We start from the raw sequence: 14,439 nt of genomic DNA on the forward strand, positions 1-14,439 counted from the left end.
GGCTAGGGAACTGGAGTCGGACACAAGCAGTCCCTGCGGACTGCTTGTGCCTACGGAAGGACATGGGCCTCTGGCCCATGGCAGGCCCGTCGCTCGGCCCGCGGGGAGGCTCTGAGGTGCCGCACCGCAGCCGCTGGCGCCCAAGCATCATCATCGCCAGCGCCGGCGTCCTGCTCGCGGCCACGCTGCTCGCCGGCGCGGGCTACAGCATCTGGCGCGAGAAGCGCGAGCTGACGACCGAGACCGCCGCCCGCCAGGCCCTGCTCGCTCGTGTGCTCGAGGACCACGCCAGCCGCAGCCTGGACGCCACCCAGCTGGCCCTGGCCGGCCTGGCCGACGTGGCCGAGCGTGGCGCGCCGCCCGAGGTGCTGCAGGCCCTGCTGGGCCAGACCCAGGCCAGCCTTGGCTTCCTGCGCGGCGTCGCCCTGCTCGACGAGGCCGGCCACGTGCTGGCCGCGGCCGACCCGGCCGACCGTGGCGCGCAGATCGTGACGGCCCGCCTCGGCCCCTGGCCGGCGCTGGGCCAGGACGCCCTCGGCGGCTTCGTCGCCGCGCGCAGCCTGGCCGGCCTCGCTGGCGTCGCACCAGGCAGTCCGGCGGCCGCCGTGCCGCCCGGCGTCGGCTTCATCCCGCTGCTGCGTGGGATCAAGTTACCCGACGGCCGCCCGGCCCTGCTCGCCGCCCTGCTCAACCCCGACGCGCTGGCCACCTTCCAGGAGCTGACGCTGAACGACACGCGCGCCGCGGCCGCCCTCGTCGACCTGGATGGCCGGCTGCTCGCCGCCACCGCCGGCGCCGACCACCTCGCGGGCGAACGCCTGGACTCGCTGCAAAGGCCCACCGGGCCGCTGGCACGCGTGCGCACCGGCAGCGAATACGGCCGCTGGGACGGCCCCGGCCTGCGCGACGCCGAGCAGCTCGGCGCCTTCCGCGCGCTGCGCAGCCGCCCCCTCGTCGTCGTCGTCGAGCTGCCACTGGACGATCTGCACGCCCAGTGGCTGTCCACCATGCGCGATCTCGGCCTGCCGGCCATCGGCCTTGCCGCCGCGCTGCTGGCGCTGTCGGCGGTGGGTGCCGTGGCCCAGCATGCGCGCGAGCGCTCCCTGCTGCAGCTCGACCAGGCGCAGCGCCAGGTGGCCGAGCGCGAGCGCGAGCTCAGCGCCATCTTCGGCAGCGTGCAGGACCTGCTCTTCCGCACCGACGCCGCCGGCCACCTGACCTTCATCAACGAGGGCTATGCCCGCCTCAGCGGCCATCCGGTGGCCCAGGTGCTGGGCCGGCCGCTGCAGGACCTGTTCGGCGGTGCAACGGCCGTGGCGGCCTTGTTCTCGGCCGGCGACGTGCACGACGCCAGGCCGCACGAGCTGCGCGCCGACTGGATCGCGCCCGATGGCCGGGCGCGCAGTTTCGAGATCCATCTGGTGCCGCTGCGCCGCCAGGCCGGTGTCCTCGAATGGGTGGGCAGTGCCGCCGACGTCAGCGGCCTGGTGCGCGCCCAGGCCGAGTTGCGCGCCCAGCTCGGGCTCGCGCGCTCGCTGCTCGCCAGCAGCCCGCTGCCCATGTCGGTGCTGGATGGCGAAAACCGCTATCTCGACGTCAACCGCGCCTGGGAGCAGTTCACCGGCCGGCGCCGCAGCGAAGTGCTGGGCCGCAAGGCCGCCAGCTATCTGCGCCCCGACGAGGCAGCCCTGCATGAAAGCCGCGATGCCGAGCTGCTGGCCCGCGGCGGCGAGATGAACTACGAGGCCGTCTGGCATGGCAGCGACGGGCGCCGCCGCGATCTCTACGTCAGCAAGTCCACCTTCCCCGACGCCCATGGCCGGCCGATGGGCCTCGTCGTCTGCTTCATGGACATCAGCGAGTTCCGTGAAGCCGAGCGCGCCACCCGGTCGGCGCGCGACGCGGCCCTGCACGCGTCGCGCGCCAAGTCCGACTTCATCGCCAACGTCAGCCACGAGCTGCGCACGCCGCTGCAATCCATCCTCGGCTTCTCGGAGATCGGCGTGCTGCGCGCCCGTGCCGAGCCCCGCCTGGCCGAGCTTTTCAGCGATGTGCATCGCGCCGGCCAGCGCATGCTCAGCCTCGTCAACGACCTGCTCGACCTCAGCAAGATCGAGCGCGGCGCCGAGCCCCTTCAGCCCGAACGCCTGGACCTGCGGCCGCTGGCGGTGGAGGTAGGGCGCGAGCTCGAGCCGCTGCTGGCCGCGCGCCAGCTGAGCCTGGCCATGGCCCTGGGCGACGAGGACCTCGTCGTGCTGGCCGACCCGCGGCGCCTTCAACAGCTGCTGCGCAATCTGCTGGCCAATGCCATCCGCTTTTCGCCCGTCGAGGGCCATATCGAACTGACCGCCTGGCACGACCAGGAGGCCGACGAAGTGCGCGTCGACGTGGCCGACCGTGGCCCGGGCATTCCACCGGACGAGCTGGAAAGCATCTTCGAGGCCTTCGTGCAGTCCAGCGCGACGCGCAACGCCGCCGGCGGCACCGGCCTGGGCTTGGCCATCTGCCGGCGCATCGCCGAGGCCCACGACGGRCGCATCTGGGCCGCCAACCGCAAGGACGGCGGCGCCGTCATCTCGCTGGCCCTGCCCGCCGCGCGCTTTGGCGATACGTCGCCGGCGCCRCTATAGACGCTAGATGCGCCCCATCAGCAGCAACACCAGCACGATCAGCAGCACCAGGCCCAAGCCGCCCGAGGGCCCATAGCCCCAACCGCGGCTGTGGGGCCAGGTCGGGATTGCGCCGACCAGCAGCAGGATCAACACGATCAGCAGAATTGCACCGAGACTCATAGCCATCTCCTCTTGATTGCCAAGTGGTTCAGGCGACGCGACCGGAGCCGGCGTGCCGTGAGCCTGCACCGACTCTCCGCGCAAGGGCGGGCGGCAGGTGTAGGACTCGACGCTCACGTGAGCCTCCAGGAAGCTGAACAGTGCCGGACGTGACAGCCGCTGCCAGGCCGACGGCACAGAATCCGCGCCAGCCACCGGAGCCCGACATGAACGCACGCGCCAGCTTCACCCGCATGGACGAAAGTACCCGCGAGGACTGGGGCGTCATCGTGCCCGAGGCCATCAGGATGTCCCGCACCCTGCCCGACCGCGTGCTCGAGCATCTGCGCCTGCTGGACGGCGACTTCGGCGGCTTCCCGGTCGACCGGCTGACGCACTGCCTGCAGACGGCCACGCTGGCGCACCACGACGGGCGCGACGAGGAGTACGTCTGCTGCGCGCTGCTGCACGACATCGGCGACACGCTGGGCTCCTTCAACCACCCCGACATCGCGGCCGCCATCCTCAAGCCCTTCGTGACCGAAGAGAACCTCTGGATGGTGCAGCAGCACGGCATCTTCCAGGGCCACAACTTCTTCCACCACATCGGCCTGGACCGCGACATGCGCGAGCAGTTCCGCAGCCACGCCCACTTCGAGCGCACCGCCGAGTTCGTCGAGCGCTATGACAACCCGGCCTTCGACCCGCAGGCCGAGGCGCTGCCGCTGGCCTTCTTCGAGCCGATGCTGCGGCGGCTGATGGCGCAGCCGCGGCAGTCCATCTACAAGAGCGCGATGAAGGTTTAGCCCTTCTTCTGGTTGGCCTTCACGGCCGCCTTGATCAGTGCCTTCAGGGCCGGCTTGTCGATCTTGTCGCCCTCCTTGAAGTCGATGGCGCGGCGCACATGGCCTTCCAGGCTGGAGTTGAAGAGGCTCTTCGGGTCGGCCAGGGACGCGCCCTTGGGGAAGGTCATCTTCACGGCACTCTTGTAGGCCTCGCCGGTGCAGACGATGCCGTCATGCGACCAGACCGGGTTGCTCCACTTCCATTCCTCGACGATGTCGGGGTCGGCCTCGTGGATCAGCGCCCGCAGCGCGGCCAGCGTCTCGGCACGCCAGCCGCCGAGGCTGGCAATCCGTTCGTCGATCAGCGCCGCGGCGGGCGGCGCGGTGGGGGTCTTGCTCATGGGGGTTCTCGAAGCGAAGCCAGGCTCAAGCCTAAACCCACTTCAGCGCAGCATCAGCAGGCCCAGCAGCGCGAACACGCCGTACAGCGCGCGCTGGAAGACAAGGCCGGGCAGGCGCTGCCGCAGGCGGGCGCCCAGGCTCATGCCGGCCAGCGCGGCGAGCAAAGCCAGGCCACTCGCCACGGCGTCGGGCGGCGCCGCCGCCTCCAGCCCTCCCAGGCGCGCGGCCAGCGAAAGCGCAGCCAGCGTGAAGCTGATGCCCAGTGCCTGGATCAGCTGCGGCCTTCGCAACTGCAGTGACTGCAGATAGGGCACCAGCGGCAGCACGAAGACGCCCGTGGCCGCGCTCAACGCGCCGCCGAGCCCGCCGGCCAGGGCGCCAAGCCAGAGCGCATGCCGACCCGGCGCAGGCAGCTGCGGCCGTGCGAGGCCGAAGAGCCCGTAGGCCAGCAGCACGACGCCCAGCACCCGGCGGGCCTCGCCATGGCCCGAGCCCAGGCCCGGCACGGGTGCGAACAGCGTACCCAGCACCAGTCCGGCCCACAGCGGCCACAGCCGGCGCAGCAGCATGCCGCCATGCGGGCCCAGGCACTGGGCGATATTGGTCAGCAACGCGGGCAGCAGCATCAGCGCCGCGGCCGCCGCGCCGGGCAGACGCAGGCTCAGCAAGGCCATCGCAAGCGTCGGCAGGCCCATGCCGGAAACGCCCTTCACGAAGCCCGCCAGCAAGAAGGTCAGCGCCACCCAGGCCAGCATGCCGGCCGACAACCATTCGATGTCATCCATGCCGGCATGGTCGGCGCGGCGCCGGCCTGCGTCCATCGCGCACTGCCGCGCATATCCTCAGGCATTGCCGAAGGATGAGCCATGACCGAGCGCAATCCGCATTACCGCATCGACCCCTTCGACCTGCGCCTCTTCGCCGCCGTGGCCGAAGGCCGCACCATCACGGCCGGCGCGCGGGCGGTGCATCTGTCGCTGGCGGCCGCCAGCACGCGACTGCAGCGGCTTGAGCAGGCGGTCGGCGCCCAGCTGATGCAGCGCGCCAAGACCGGCATCACGCTGACCGACGCCGGCCGCACGCTGCTGCGGCACGCCGGCCGGCTGCAGCGCGAGATGGAGGCGCTGCATGCCGGCATGGCCGGCCATGCCCATGGTGTGCGCAGCACCGTGCGTCTGCTGTGCAACACCGCGGCGATCAGCGAGCATCTGCCGCCGCTGCTCGGGCCCTTTCTCGCCACCCATGCCGACATCGACGTCGAGCTGCGCGAGCTGGACAGCCAGGACGTGCTGTTCGCCATGCGCCAGGAGCGTGCTGATCTGGGCATCGTGGCTGACTATGTCAATACCGAAGGATTGGCGACGCGCGCCTTCCGCCAGGACCAGCTCGTCGCCGTGCTGCCCGCCGCGCTGGTGAAGGGGCGCGCGCGGCCCATCGCCTTTGCCGACTTGCTGACCCATCCGTTTGTCGGGCTGCCGGCGGAGGCGGGCCTGAGCCGCTTCCTGCAGGCTCGCGCGCTGCAGCAGGGCCGCGGCCTGCACCATCGCGTGCAGGTGCAGGGCTTCGACGCGTTGTTGCGCCTCGTCGCCGATGGCGTCGGCGTGGCCGTCGTGCCCGCGTTGACCGCGTCGCGGCTGGCGTCCCCGCAGGTCCGCATACGCCCCTTGAGAGATACCTGGGCCGTGCGTCAGCTGCTGCTGTGCTTCGGCGAACTCACACCCGGCGCCGCCGCGCTGCTGGACGAGCTAGTCGTGCAGTGAGGACAGGAACTGCTTGAGCTCCGGCGTCTGCGGCGCGCCGAAGATCCCGGCCGGCGGCCCGATCTCGTGCACGCGGCCCTGGTGCATGAAGATGACGCGGTCGGCCACCTTGCGAGCGAAGCTCATCTCGTGCGTGACCATCAGCAGCGTCATGCCTTCGTCGGCCAGCGTCTCGACGACCCTCAGCACCTCGCCGACCAGCTCCGGGTCTAGCGCCGAGGTGATCTCGTCGCACAGCAAAACCGCTGGCTCCATCGCCAGCGCGCGGGCAATGGCCACGCGCTGCTGCTGGCCGCCGGAGAGCTGGTCGGGCATGGCGTCGAATTTCTCGGCCAGGCCGACGCGCGCGAGCAGCTCTCGCGCCAGCTCGGCAGCCTCATGGGCGCTGCGCTTCTTCACCAGCGTCGGCGCCAGCATCACGTTGCGGCCCACGCTCAGGTGGGGGAAGAGGTTGAAGCCCTGGAAGATCATGCCGACCTGCTGGCGCAGCGCGCGCATGGCCATGGCGCTCTCGTAGAGCAGGGGCTTGCCGTTGACGGTCAGCGAGCCGTCCTGGAACTGCTCCAACCCGTTGATGCAACGCAGCAGCGTGCTCTTGCCCGAGCCGCTCTTGCCGATGATGGCGATGACCTCGCCGCGCAGGACGTCGAGGTCGATGCCCTTGAGCACCTCGTTGGCGCCATAGGACTTGCGCAGCGCGGTGATGCGCACGATGGGAGCGCCAGGCACGACGGGCGCGGCCTGCAGATCGTCAAGTTGGGCGGCCATGGGCTTTGCCTTCCAGATGTTGTGCGAACAGGCTGACGGGGAAGCACAGCGCGAAATACAGCAGCGCCACGCAGCCGAAGACGAGGAAGGGCTTGAAGCTGGCGTTGGCGATCATGCTGCCGGCCTTGGTCAGCTCGATGAAGCCGATGACCGAGGCCAGCGCCGTGCCCTTGATGACCTGCACCAGGAAGCCCACCGTCGGCGCGATGGCCAGGCGAGCGGCCTGCGGCAGGATGACGTGGCGCAGCTGCTCGCCGAAGCTCAGCGCCAGGCTGCGTGCCGCCTCCCACTGGCCGCGCGGCACGGCGTCCACGCAGCCGCGCCAGATCTCGACGAGGTAGGCGCTGGTGTAGAGGGTCAGCGCCAGCGCTGCGGCCGTCCAGGCCGATACCTCGATGCCCAGCAGGGCCAGGCCGAAATAGGCGAGGAAGAGCTGCATCAGCAACGGCGTGCCCTGGAAGAGCTGCACATAGAGGGCAATGGCGACCCGCGTGCGCGCGCCAAGGCGCAAGCGCAGCGTCAGCAGCAGGCCGCCCACCAGGCCGCCGCCGATGAAGGCGATGGCCGACAGGGCCACCGTCCAGCGCAGCGCCAGCAGCAGGTTGCGGACGATGTCCCAGAGGGTGAACTCGATCATGCCGACCGCCTGCCGAAGATGAAGCGCGGCCCGGCCCAGGTCAGCAGCTTGCGCGCCATGATGGCCAATGCCAGATAGGCCAGCGTCGCGATGATGAAGGCCTCGAAGGCGCGGAAGTTGCGGCTCTGGATCAGGTTGGCCGCATAGCTCAGCTCCTCGGTGGAGATCTGGCCGCAGACGGCCGAGCCCAGCATGACGATGATGATCTGGCTCGTCATGGCGGGCCACACGCGCTGCAGGGCCGGCGGCAGCACGACGCGCGTGAAGACCTGCACGGGGCTGAGCGCCAGGCTCTGCGCGGCCTCCCACTGGCCGCGCGGCGTGGCCTGGATGCCGGCGCGCAGGATCTCGGTGCCATAGGCGCCGAGGTTGAGCGTCATCGCAATCAGCGACGCGGCCTCGGGTGACAGCTTCACGCCCGCGGCGGGCAGGCCGAAGAAGATGAAGAAGAGCTGCACGATGAAGGGCGTGTTGCGCAGCAGTTCGACATAGGCGCCCAGCAGCCGGCGCAGCCACGTGGGGCCGCTGGCGCGGGACCAGGCACCCAGCGTGGCGATGACCAGGCCCAGCGGCGTGGCAACCAGCGTGAGCCCCAGCGTCCAGGCCAGCCCCTTCAGCAGCAGCGGCCATTCGGCCAGCACCGCGAGGAAGTCGAAGCTGATCATGGTCGGCTCAGAGCGGGAGGTCGCCCGTGCCGCGGCCCAGCCACTTCTTGGACAGCGCCTCCAGCTCGCCCGCCGACTTGGCCGCCACGATGATGTCGTTGATCTTGGCCAGCAGCGCGTCCTCGCCCTTGGCCACGCCGACAAAGCAGGGGCTGTCCTTGAGCAGCAGCTTGTATTCGGTGTTCAGCCCCGGGTTGCGCTGCATCAGGTTGCCGGCGACGGCGGCGCTGGTGGCCAGCAGCTGGGTCTGGCCCGCGGCGAAGGCGGCGATGGTGGCGTTGTTGTCCTCGAAGCGCTTGTATTCCAGCGTGGCCGGCGCGACCTTGGCCAGCTCCTGGTCCTCCATCGCGCCGCGCGTGACCGCCACGCTCTTGCCGCCCAGGTCGGCCCAGCTCTTGATGGGCAGGCTCTTGGCCGCGAACACGGCCTGGTAGAAGGGCGCGTAGGCCGCGCTGAAGTTGATGACCTTCTCGCGCTCGGGGTTCTTGCCCAGCGTCGAGATGACGAGGTCGGCCTTCTTGGTCTGCAGATAGGCAATGCGGTTGGCGCTGGTGACCGGCACCAGTTCCACCTTCACGCCCAGCTTGGCCGCGATGAGCTGGGCCACCGCCACGTCCAGGCCCTGCGGTGCCATGTCGGGGCCGACGAAGCCATAGGGCGGGTAGTCGGTCGGGATGGCGATCTTGATCGTCTTGCTCTTGGTGATGGTGTCCAGCGCGGTCTGGGCCTGGGCAGCGGCGGCCAGCAGGCTCAGGCCGGCGATCAGCATCAGGCGGCGGGAAAGCGTCGGGGTCATAGCAGGGCTCCTAGATAAACAGGATCAGCGGGTTCAGCGGATTCGGACGTGACGGACGGGGGAAGAGGCGCCAGCGCCTCACGCAACTGCTGCAGTGGGTCGTCATCGGCGGGCAGGCGCAGCGCGGCCTGCACGCTGCTGAGGTGCTCGGCCATCAAGGCTTCAGCGCGGGCGCTGTCGCCGGCGGCCAGGGCCGCGACGATGGCGACATGGTCCTGGCAGGACAGGGCCGCGTCGTGCGAGGACTGGTAGCGCATCGCGATCAACGTCGTGCGCGCGGTGAAGTCGCGCAGCGTGTCGGCCAGCAGGCTGTTGCCCAGGCATTCGGCCAGGCAGACGTGAAAGTCGCCGAGCAGGAAGCTGCGGGTGCCGACGTCTTCGCCGCGCAGCGCCGCCTGCTCCTGCAACAGATGCTGGTTCAGGCGCGCAATCGCGTCGGCCGGCAATTGCGGCTGGCCGCGGATGAGCCCGAGCTCGATGACGCGGCGCGCCTCGAAGGCCTCGCGCACCTCTTCCGGGCTCGGTGCGATCAGATACCAGCCGCGCCGCGCGCTGACCGTGACGATGCCGCGCGCCGCCAACCGCGTCAGCGCCTCGCGCACGATGGTGCGGCTGCAGTCGAACAGCAGCGCGAGTTGCTGCTCGCCCAGGCGCGCACCGGGCGCGAGCTTCTGCGCGAGCACCGCTTCGACGATGCGCTGGCTGATGTCGGTGGCTGAAATGCCCATGCGGGGGCTCTTTGCAGCTTCCGTGCCAGCGCGCTTCAGGCTTGTATGCAAGCCGGGCGCACAAGATTTGGGCCGACTCGCCGCTTCGTCGCACTGTCACGGTGCCGAACAGCCCCAAGGCGAATCGGGGTGTTCCCCATCGGCTACACCAACGGCTGCGTCATCCCACCGAAAGGCCAGTCATGGACCTGCAACTGAAGAACCGCCTCGCCCTCGTGTCCGGCAGCACCGCCGGCATCGGCTTTGCCATCGCGCAATCGCTCGCCGCCGAGGGTGCGCGCGTCATCGTCAATGGCCGCATGCAGCCGGCGGTCGACGCGGCCGTCACGTCGATCCAGGCCACCACGGGCCAGCAGGTGCTCGGTTTCGCCGGCGACCTCAGTCAGCCCGACGTGGCCGAAGCGCTGGTGCGCGCCCATCCTGGCATAGCGATCCTGGTCAACAACCTCGGCATCTTCGAGGCCAAGCCCTTCGAGGACATCCCCGACGCCGACTGGCAGCGCTTCTTCGACGTCAACGTGCTCAGCGGCGTGCGCCTGGCGCGGCTGGTGCTGCCGGCGATGAAGGCGGCCGACTGGGGCCGCATCATCTTCATCTCCAGCGAAAGCGCCGTGCAGATCCCGGCCGAGATGATTCACTACGGCATGACCAAGACCGCCCAGCTCGCCGTCTCGCGCGGCCTGGCCGAGTCCCTGGCCGGCACCGGCATCACCGTCAACAGCGTGCTGCCTGGCCCGACGCGCTCACGCGGCGTCAACGACTTCGTCGAGCAGGTCTCCAACGGCAAGTCCTTTGCCGAGTTCGAGACCGAGTTCTTCGAGAAGGTCAGGCCCACCTCGTTGATCAAGCGTTTCTCGACGCCCGAGGAGGTGGCGGCCATGGTGACCTATGTCGCCAGCCCGCTGGCGTCCTCCACAACCGGCGCGGCGTTGCGCGTGGACGGCGGCACGACGAAGAGCGCCTTCTAGGGAGGCCAGTCAGGCGCCGAGGGCTGCTTCAGGCGGGGTGCGGTCCTCGCGTGGGTGCGTTCGGCTGACGGCTTCCGACCCGGAGCAGTCCTTGGGGGTGCCGATTTGGGCGCCTGATACTGGTCGTCCAACGCGCAAGGCGTGCGGAGACGAAGCCGCCCCACACAAATGACGGGTTAGGCTTTGGCGCCTTCCTTGCGTGCATTCGCTAGGGCCTGAAATATCACTAAGCCTCCCGCCAAAACGGACGCGAGCTCCACGAATGCACCAATTCACCATTGCGTTGGAGCGTCGCCACGCCAAGTTTTTTGGCATCAACAAGTCGTTGATATACGTCGTGATAGAGGCTCTCGATCTCGGCCCAGCTGTTCAATGTCACGCTCCCATGATCGCCTTGGTCATCGTCCCTTCCCGGATACCCAGGGCTCCCCCAATGAACGTAACCCTGTTTATTTGGGTCAGACCAGGTTCCGTGAAGTACGCGCTTCCAGCGCCTCCCCTGGACAGACCGCAGCAGTTCTGCCGAGTCTTTGTGATCCGGTGTGAATGTGTGGTCCGACGTGCCAGCGGAATGATCAAACCCCTTCCGCATGTGTACGTGAAGACGAAGACACGAGGGGCATTGGTAAAGGGTCGCCTTAACGAAGTGCCAAGCAAGGTTCAGTTTTGACGCCTGCGAAACCTCCATAAAGTCTTCCCAATCCTGCATTGAAATCAATTGAGCTTGATCGGGTGTGTAGTCCTTAAATCCATGTCCGCAAGGACATCCGTACGAACCCATGTCTATCCCTCTTGATGAGCGTCCTAGGCTACCCGAATCGGGTCGTTCGTCGAGGACCGGATTTGGCCGAAACGGGCCCTCGGCCACTACTTGGGCGCCAATAGCGGCGGCAGATCATTCAGCCACGGCATTTCGTTCCAATCTACGTCGCCGAAGACCTCAGCCTCTGCCCGTGTGAACCAGACGCCGTGTGCATCAACCCAGAACGACTCGCCAGACGTCAGCTTCACAGCCTTGGAGATTCCATGAAAGTCTCGGCGCAACAGGAGGTCGATCGGTACAACTTCGGTTCGCAGAACCGTGTCGACGGGCGCCTCATGACCGTCGGGCAGCAAGTGAAGCGAACGCCGACCGGTAGGCTCCTGGCGCAGCGCCACCCGGTACACGTTGCTGTCGTCAACATCTCTTCTCAGCCACATTTGAATCTCCTCCCGGCCTGATTTTCCTGAGGGGCTGTCACCACTCAGTTCGGAAGCGGTCTATTGCCGAAGGCCGGTTCCGGCCGATAGGGCTCATTCCACAGCGCCCGCCTCAAGCCCTTCAAGGGTGCGGATGAAGGGCAAAACAATTGGATGCGCGTCGACCCAGCGTTGACCAAGGAAGGCGGCTACCGAGCCCCCGCCGATAACGCTAGCAATCGACCCTGACGCAGACGCTGCCTGCAACAGCAAGTGCGATGTGTGCATCACCTGTTCGCTTTCGTTGGCCTCGGCGGCCGCCATCTCTTCAAGCCACTCCTTTTGGATGGCGGAGACGAGCTTCCCTGCGGCCTTCTCAAGCGGGCTCCGATCTCGTGGCATGCGGTTTAGCCTATCTCAAAGCGGACGCTCCCCGAGGGCCGCTCCTGGCCGGTCCGCGAAATTGGCAGTGAGCCCCGCCTAACCCAGGTGCATCTGACCGGCGCCCACCAAGCCGATCAGCCCGATCACGATCAGGTAGATTGCGACGATGTAGTTGAGCAACCTGGGAACCACGAGGATCAGGATGCCGGCGAGCAGGGAGATGATCGGGGCAAGGCCGAGATGGAGATTCATGGAAATTTCCTTGGTTATCGCACGGCCTCGACGACAAGAGCATCGCCAAGCATGCACGTCAGCCTACCCGAAAGCTGCCGATCGTCAGCGACATCTCCTGGCCGCTTGGGGTCGACTTCAAGGACCTGCGTGGACACGACGCAAGCGCCACAGCGCCACGCCGAAGACGAGCAGCCCCATCGCCAGGGCTGGCACCAAGGTCACGACGAGGTTGCCATCCGGCGTGGCCCATGACACCGCGCCCGCAGTGACGACGGCAGCGACAGCCCCGAGCACGATGGCCGTCGCTCTGGATTTCCGACGCTCGTCCTGATTTGCGCTGTTCATGGTTGGTTGAGCGCCTTGGCCAGGATCGGCAGGCTGATGTCCATCCGGTAGTCCACCGCCGTATGGTCGTCGCCGAATTCCTCGTAGACATGGGCGATGTCCATGGCGACCAGCCGCTGGTGCATGCGCCTGGCGCCATAGACCAGGTTGTATTGGTCGACGTCGCCACAATCGATGTACAGGGCCTTGAGCGTCGCCAGTCCGTGGCCATGCTGTTCAACCAGGGTCAGCGGGTCCCAGGCCATCCAGTTCGCCCAGCGCTCGGGGATCAGTTCGCAGGTGTCCAGCGTCACCGGCAGGCGAACGCCATAGGGCATCGAAGGATCCGGGTCGAAGCTCGCCGCCTGGGCCAGCATCATGAGGATGTGCACATCGCTGTCCTTGGCCTTCCTGGCTTTCCAGAAGGCGTCGATCCACGCGCCGATCTCGGGCTTCTTGGCGAGCGCGCGCAGCACCGGCACGAATTCGTGCCGGTAGAGAAGCTCGAACCCCATGTCGCCGGAATGCACGGCCGCCGCGCTCCAGAAGTCGGGGTGCAGCAGTGCATGGACCATCGCGCCGTAGCCGCCGCTCGACTTGCCGAAGATGCCGCGCCGGCCCGGCCCGCCACAGCCAAAGCGGGCTTCGACGAAAGGCACCGCCTCCGCCCGCAGGAAATCGTCCCAGCGTCCTACCGCGGTCGAGTTCACATATTGATTGCCGCCGAGGCGGGTGAAGCAGTCCGGGAAGGCCACGACCACGGGCGGCATCGCGCCGGTCGCAATCAAGCGGTCGAGCCGCTCGGGCACGTTCTCGCCAAAGTTCTTCCAGTTGGTGTGGGCCGGACCGCCTGCGGTGAACCCCACGACATCGACCAACAGCGGCAGGCCGCGGCCATCATGCCCGGCCGGCACGTAGACGTCGATCGCGCGCAGGGTGGGGTCCCCGAGCAGATTGCCGGCGAGCACCTGGCTGTCAACTGCCAGGCGATGGACCGCACCAACGGCCATGTTCGAGCTTGTGCGCATCTCGGTTCTCTCTGCCTATCGACCCATGGATTGCCGCTGCCAGTGTGCAGCCGCTCGCCGACTGAGGATAGTCGCGAGCGGTTCTCGGTTCCAGCTCAACCCCGTGTCTCTGCCGAGGGCCGCACTACCGATGCTCGTCGCAAGGGCCAGCGATTCCGCTTGCCTTCACACGAAACGACGGATCGCCGACGCCGTCACGGACGTGCGGCGCGAACACCCCAACCACCCGCAGGCCTGAACAGCGCACGGCCCAGGTGGCGGGCGACTTCGCCCATGGCCAGTTGGCCCTTGCTGGAGGCCACGCCCTCGCCGTAGACGATGACCGTCGCGTCATGAAAGCCGCGCTGCGCCCACGCCAGCGCGGCGGCGAAGACCTCGTCGGCGATGCCGTTGCGCCTTTCGCTGAGCGAGCCCATGCCGTCCAGGCTCAGCAGCACGAAACCCTGGCTGACGCCGCAGCGCAGCCACAGGCTTTCGACCTCGCGCAGGCGGCTGCTGATCGTGTCGACGGACAGGCTGCGCGTGTCGCAGGCCAGCGGCAGCTGCCAGAGATCCTGGCCACTGATCACATGCGCCGGCGCTCCGAACCAGGCTGTGGCCGACATCTCGATGTTGTCGGGCGCGTCGACGGGCCACTGGACGCGCGCGTCCGAAGCGCAGGCCGGCGTCCCGATGACCAGCAGCCCCGCGCGCAGCTCGCAGGCCAGGGCTTGGCGCACGGACTGACTATCCCGGCACAGCACGACCGGCAGATAGCTGTAGAGCCCGTCCAGCGCCTCCGGCCCCTGGCGGGCGAAGGCGTCGGAACGCGACTTCATGCCGGCCCACTCGACGAAGCCGGCGCGCAGCAGTTCCAGCGGCAGCGAGCCGCGGCTCACCCTGAGGTCCTCGCCGGTGGCATCGATCAGATAGGGCAGGCGATGCCTGAGGAGGTCCTGGGTGGCGTGGCGAGCGCTGGAGGCCAGGAACAGGTCGGGTGCGTTCATGGCCTCATGATGGGCATGGCAGCC

Annotated in this window: 18 protein-coding genes; 4 read left to right on the top strand and 14 right to left on the bottom strand. The window is 68.2% G+C overall.

Going from position 1 to position 14,439, the window contains the following annotated elements:
- Nucleotides 1-116: 116 nt before the first annotated feature.
- Complete coding sequence (locus AC1DW3_RS14075) at nt 117-2,630, top strand: ATP-binding protein (protein ID WP_477931947.1); 2,514 nt, start codon at nt 117-119, stop codon at nt 2,628-2,630.
- Nucleotides 2,631-2,633: 3 nt separating this feature from the next.
- Here AC1DW3_RS14075 and AC1DW3_RS14080 read toward each other — a convergent pair whose 3' ends face one another.
- Nucleotides 2,634-2,792, bottom strand: coding sequence for a DUF3309 family protein (locus tag AC1DW3_RS14080; RefSeq protein WP_477931948.1), 159 nt, complete (start codon nt 2,790-2,792; stop codon nt 2,634-2,636).
- Nucleotides 2,793-2,998: 206 nt separating this feature from the next.
- Between AC1DW3_RS14080 and AC1DW3_RS14085 the strand changes: the two genes are divergently transcribed.
- Nucleotides 2,999-3,577: an HD domain-containing protein gene (locus AC1DW3_RS14085; RefSeq protein ID WP_477931949.1), complete on the top strand. Its 579-nt coding sequence runs from the start codon at nt 2,999-3,001 to the stop codon at nt 3,575-3,577.
- Here AC1DW3_RS14085 and AC1DW3_RS14090 read toward each other — a convergent pair.
- Nucleotides 3,574-3,957: a DUF1801 domain-containing protein gene (locus tag AC1DW3_RS14090; protein WP_477931950.1), complete on the bottom strand. Its 384-nt coding sequence runs from the start codon at nt 3,955-3,957 to the stop codon at nt 3,574-3,576. The genes AC1DW3_RS14085 and AC1DW3_RS14090 overlap by 4 nt on opposite strands.
- Before the next feature lie 42 nt (nt 3,958-3,999).
- Entirely contained in the window at nt 4,000-4,779 is a 780-nt protein-coding gene (locus AC1DW3_RS14095; RefSeq protein WP_477931951.1) for a sulfite exporter TauE/SafE family protein, read from the bottom strand.
- A gap of 45 nt (nt 4,780-4,824) precedes the next feature.
- On the opposite strand from AC1DW3_RS14095, the gene AC1DW3_RS14100 reads away from it, so the two are divergent.
- Nucleotides 4,825-5,718 (top strand): LysR substrate-binding domain-containing protein, encoded by an 894-nt coding sequence (locus AC1DW3_RS14100; RefSeq protein WP_477931952.1) that lies wholly within the window; start codon nt 4,825-4,827, stop codon nt 5,716-5,718.
- Here AC1DW3_RS14100 and AC1DW3_RS14105 read toward each other — a convergent pair.
- The 5 genes from AC1DW3_RS14105 to AC1DW3_RS14125 are packed head-to-tail and all read right to left on the bottom strand — an operon-like array spanning nt 5,704 to nt 9,312.
- Nucleotides 5,704-6,486 carry an amino acid ABC transporter ATP-binding protein gene (locus tag AC1DW3_RS14105; RefSeq protein ID WP_477931953.1) on the bottom strand — a complete coding sequence of 261 codons (783 nt, stop codon included), beginning with the start codon at nt 6,484-6,486 and terminating at the stop codon, nt 5,704-5,706. The genes AC1DW3_RS14100 and AC1DW3_RS14105 overlap by 15 nt on opposite strands.
- Nucleotides 6,470-7,123, bottom strand: a complete 654-nt coding sequence (locus tag AC1DW3_RS14110; protein ID WP_477931954.1) for an amino acid ABC transporter permease — start codon at nt 7,121-7,123, stop codon at nt 6,470-6,472. The genes AC1DW3_RS14105 and AC1DW3_RS14110 overlap by 17 nt, the downstream gene beginning before the upstream one ends.
- Nucleotides 7,120-7,788 (bottom strand): amino acid ABC transporter permease, encoded by a 669-nt coding sequence (locus tag AC1DW3_RS14115; RefSeq protein ID WP_477931955.1) that lies wholly within the window; start codon nt 7,786-7,788, stop codon nt 7,120-7,122. Before AC1DW3_RS14115 ends, AC1DW3_RS14110 begins: the two co-directional genes overlap by 4 nt.
- 7 nt (nt 7,789-7,795) lie before the next feature.
- Complete coding sequence (locus AC1DW3_RS14120; protein ID WP_477931956.1) at nt 7,796-8,584, bottom strand: transporter substrate-binding domain-containing protein; 789 nt, start codon at nt 8,582-8,584, stop codon at nt 7,796-7,798.
- Nucleotides 8,581-9,312, bottom strand: coding sequence for a GntR family transcriptional regulator (locus AC1DW3_RS14125; RefSeq protein ID WP_477931957.1), 732 nt, complete (start codon nt 9,310-9,312; stop codon nt 8,581-8,583). The genes AC1DW3_RS14120 and AC1DW3_RS14125 overlap by 4 nt, the downstream gene beginning before the upstream one ends.
- Before the next feature lie 182 nt (nt 9,313-9,494).
- Here AC1DW3_RS14125 and AC1DW3_RS14130 point away from each other — a divergent pair, with 182 nt between their 5' ends.
- Entirely contained in the window at nt 9,495-10,280 is a 786-nt protein-coding gene (locus tag AC1DW3_RS14130; RefSeq protein WP_477931958.1) for an SDR family NAD(P)-dependent oxidoreductase, read from the top strand.
- Nucleotides 10,281-11,147: 867 nt separating this feature from the next.
- Here the strand turns inward: AC1DW3_RS14130 and AC1DW3_RS14135 are convergent.
- The 6 genes from AC1DW3_RS14135 to AC1DW3_RS14160 all read right to left on the bottom strand — a co-directional run bounded on the left by AC1DW3_RS14135 (nt 11,148) and on the right by AC1DW3_RS14160 (nt 14,415).
- Nucleotides 11,148-11,480, bottom strand: a complete 333-nt coding sequence (locus AC1DW3_RS14135; protein WP_477931959.1) for a hypothetical protein — start codon at nt 11,478-11,480, stop codon at nt 11,148-11,150.
- A gap of 93 nt (nt 11,481-11,573) precedes the next feature.
- A complete protein-coding gene (locus tag AC1DW3_RS14140; RefSeq protein ID WP_477931960.1) occupies nt 11,574-11,861 on the bottom strand; it encodes a hypothetical protein in 288 nt (95 codons plus the stop codon).
- 78 nt (nt 11,862-11,939) lie between these two features.
- Nucleotides 11,940-12,095 (bottom strand): DUF3096 domain-containing protein, encoded by a 156-nt coding sequence (locus tag AC1DW3_RS14145; RefSeq protein ID WP_082532451.1) that lies wholly within the window; start codon nt 12,093-12,095, stop codon nt 11,940-11,942.
- Between the two features lie 117 nt (nt 12,096-12,212).
- Nucleotides 12,213-12,422: a hypothetical protein gene (locus AC1DW3_RS14150; RefSeq protein WP_477931961.1), complete on the bottom strand. Its 210-nt coding sequence runs from the start codon at nt 12,420-12,422 to the stop codon at nt 12,213-12,215.
- On the bottom strand, nt 12,419-13,411 hold the full coding sequence (locus AC1DW3_RS14155) for an alpha/beta hydrolase (protein ID WP_477931962.1): 993 nt from the start codon (nt 13,409-13,411) through the stop codon (nt 12,419-12,421). The genes AC1DW3_RS14150 and AC1DW3_RS14155 overlap by 4 nt, the downstream gene beginning before the upstream one ends.
- Before the next feature lie 212 nt (nt 13,412-13,623).
- Nucleotides 13,624-14,415 carry a hypothetical protein gene (locus AC1DW3_RS14160; RefSeq protein ID WP_477931963.1) on the bottom strand — a complete coding sequence of 264 codons (792 nt, stop codon included), beginning with the start codon at nt 14,413-14,415 and terminating at the stop codon, nt 13,624-13,626.
- Nucleotides 14,416-14,439 lie beyond the last annotated feature (24 nt).

It is taken from the genome of Roseateles sp. P2_H4, assembly GCF_056403315.1.

Coding starts and splice junctions, on each gene's coding strand:
- AC1DW3_RS14135 (WP_477931959.1), bottom strand. CDS start 11,480: ATGTGGCTGAGAAGAGATGTTGACGACAGCAACGTGTACCGGGTGGCG.
- AC1DW3_RS14095 (WP_477931951.1), bottom strand. CDS start 4,779: ATGGACGCAGGCCGGCGCCGCGCCGACCATGCCGGCATGGATGACATC.
- AC1DW3_RS14105 (WP_477931953.1), bottom strand. CDS start 6,486: ATGGCCGCCCAACTTGACGATCTGCAGGCCGCGCCCGTCGTGCCTGGC.
- AC1DW3_RS14110 (WP_477931954.1), bottom strand. CDS start 7,123: ATGATCGAGTTCACCCTCTGGGACATCGTCCGCAACCTGCTGCTGGCG.
- AC1DW3_RS14160 (WP_477931963.1), bottom strand. CDS start 14,415: ATGAACGCACCCGACCTGTTCCTGGCCTCCAGCGCTCGCCACGCCACC.
- AC1DW3_RS14140 (WP_477931960.1), bottom strand. CDS start 11,861: ATGCCACGAGATCGGAGCCCGCTTGAGAAGGCCGCAGGGAAGCTCGTC.
- AC1DW3_RS14145 (WP_082532451.1), bottom strand. CDS start 12,095: ATGAATCTCCATCTCGGCCTTGCCCCGATCATCTCCCTGCTCGCCGGC.
- AC1DW3_RS14115 (WP_477931955.1), bottom strand. CDS start 7,788: ATGATCAGCTTCGACTTCCTCGCGGTGCTGGCCGAATGGCCGCTGCTG.
- AC1DW3_RS14130 (WP_477931958.1), top strand. CDS start 9,495: ATGGACCTGCAACTGAAGAACCGCCTCGCCCTCGTGTCCGGCAGCACC.
- AC1DW3_RS14085 (WP_477931949.1), top strand. CDS start 2,999: ATGAACGCACGCGCCAGCTTCACCCGCATGGACGAAAGTACCCGCGAG.
- AC1DW3_RS14100 (WP_477931952.1), top strand. CDS start 4,825: ATGACCGAGCGCAATCCGCATTACCGCATCGACCCCTTCGACCTGCGC.
- AC1DW3_RS14120 (WP_477931956.1), bottom strand. CDS start 8,584: ATGACCCCGACGCTTTCCCGCCGCCTGATGCTGATCGCCGGCCTGAGC.
- AC1DW3_RS14080 (WP_477931948.1), bottom strand. CDS start 2,792: ATGAGTCTCGGTGCAATTCTGCTGATCGTGTTGATCCTGCTGCTGGTC.
- AC1DW3_RS14125 (WP_477931957.1), bottom strand. CDS start 9,312: ATGGGCATTTCAGCCACCGACATCAGCCAGCGCATCGTCGAAGCGGTG.
- AC1DW3_RS14155 (WP_477931962.1), bottom strand. CDS start 13,411: ATGGCCGTTGGTGCGGTCCATCGCCTGGCAGTTGACAGCCAGGTGCTC.
- AC1DW3_RS14150 (WP_477931961.1), bottom strand. CDS start 12,422: ATGAACAGCGCAAATCAGGACGAGCGTCGGAAATCCAGAGCGACGGCC.
- AC1DW3_RS14090 (WP_477931950.1), bottom strand. CDS start 3,957: ATGAGCAAGACCCCCACCGCGCCGCCCGCCGCGGCGCTGATCGACGAA.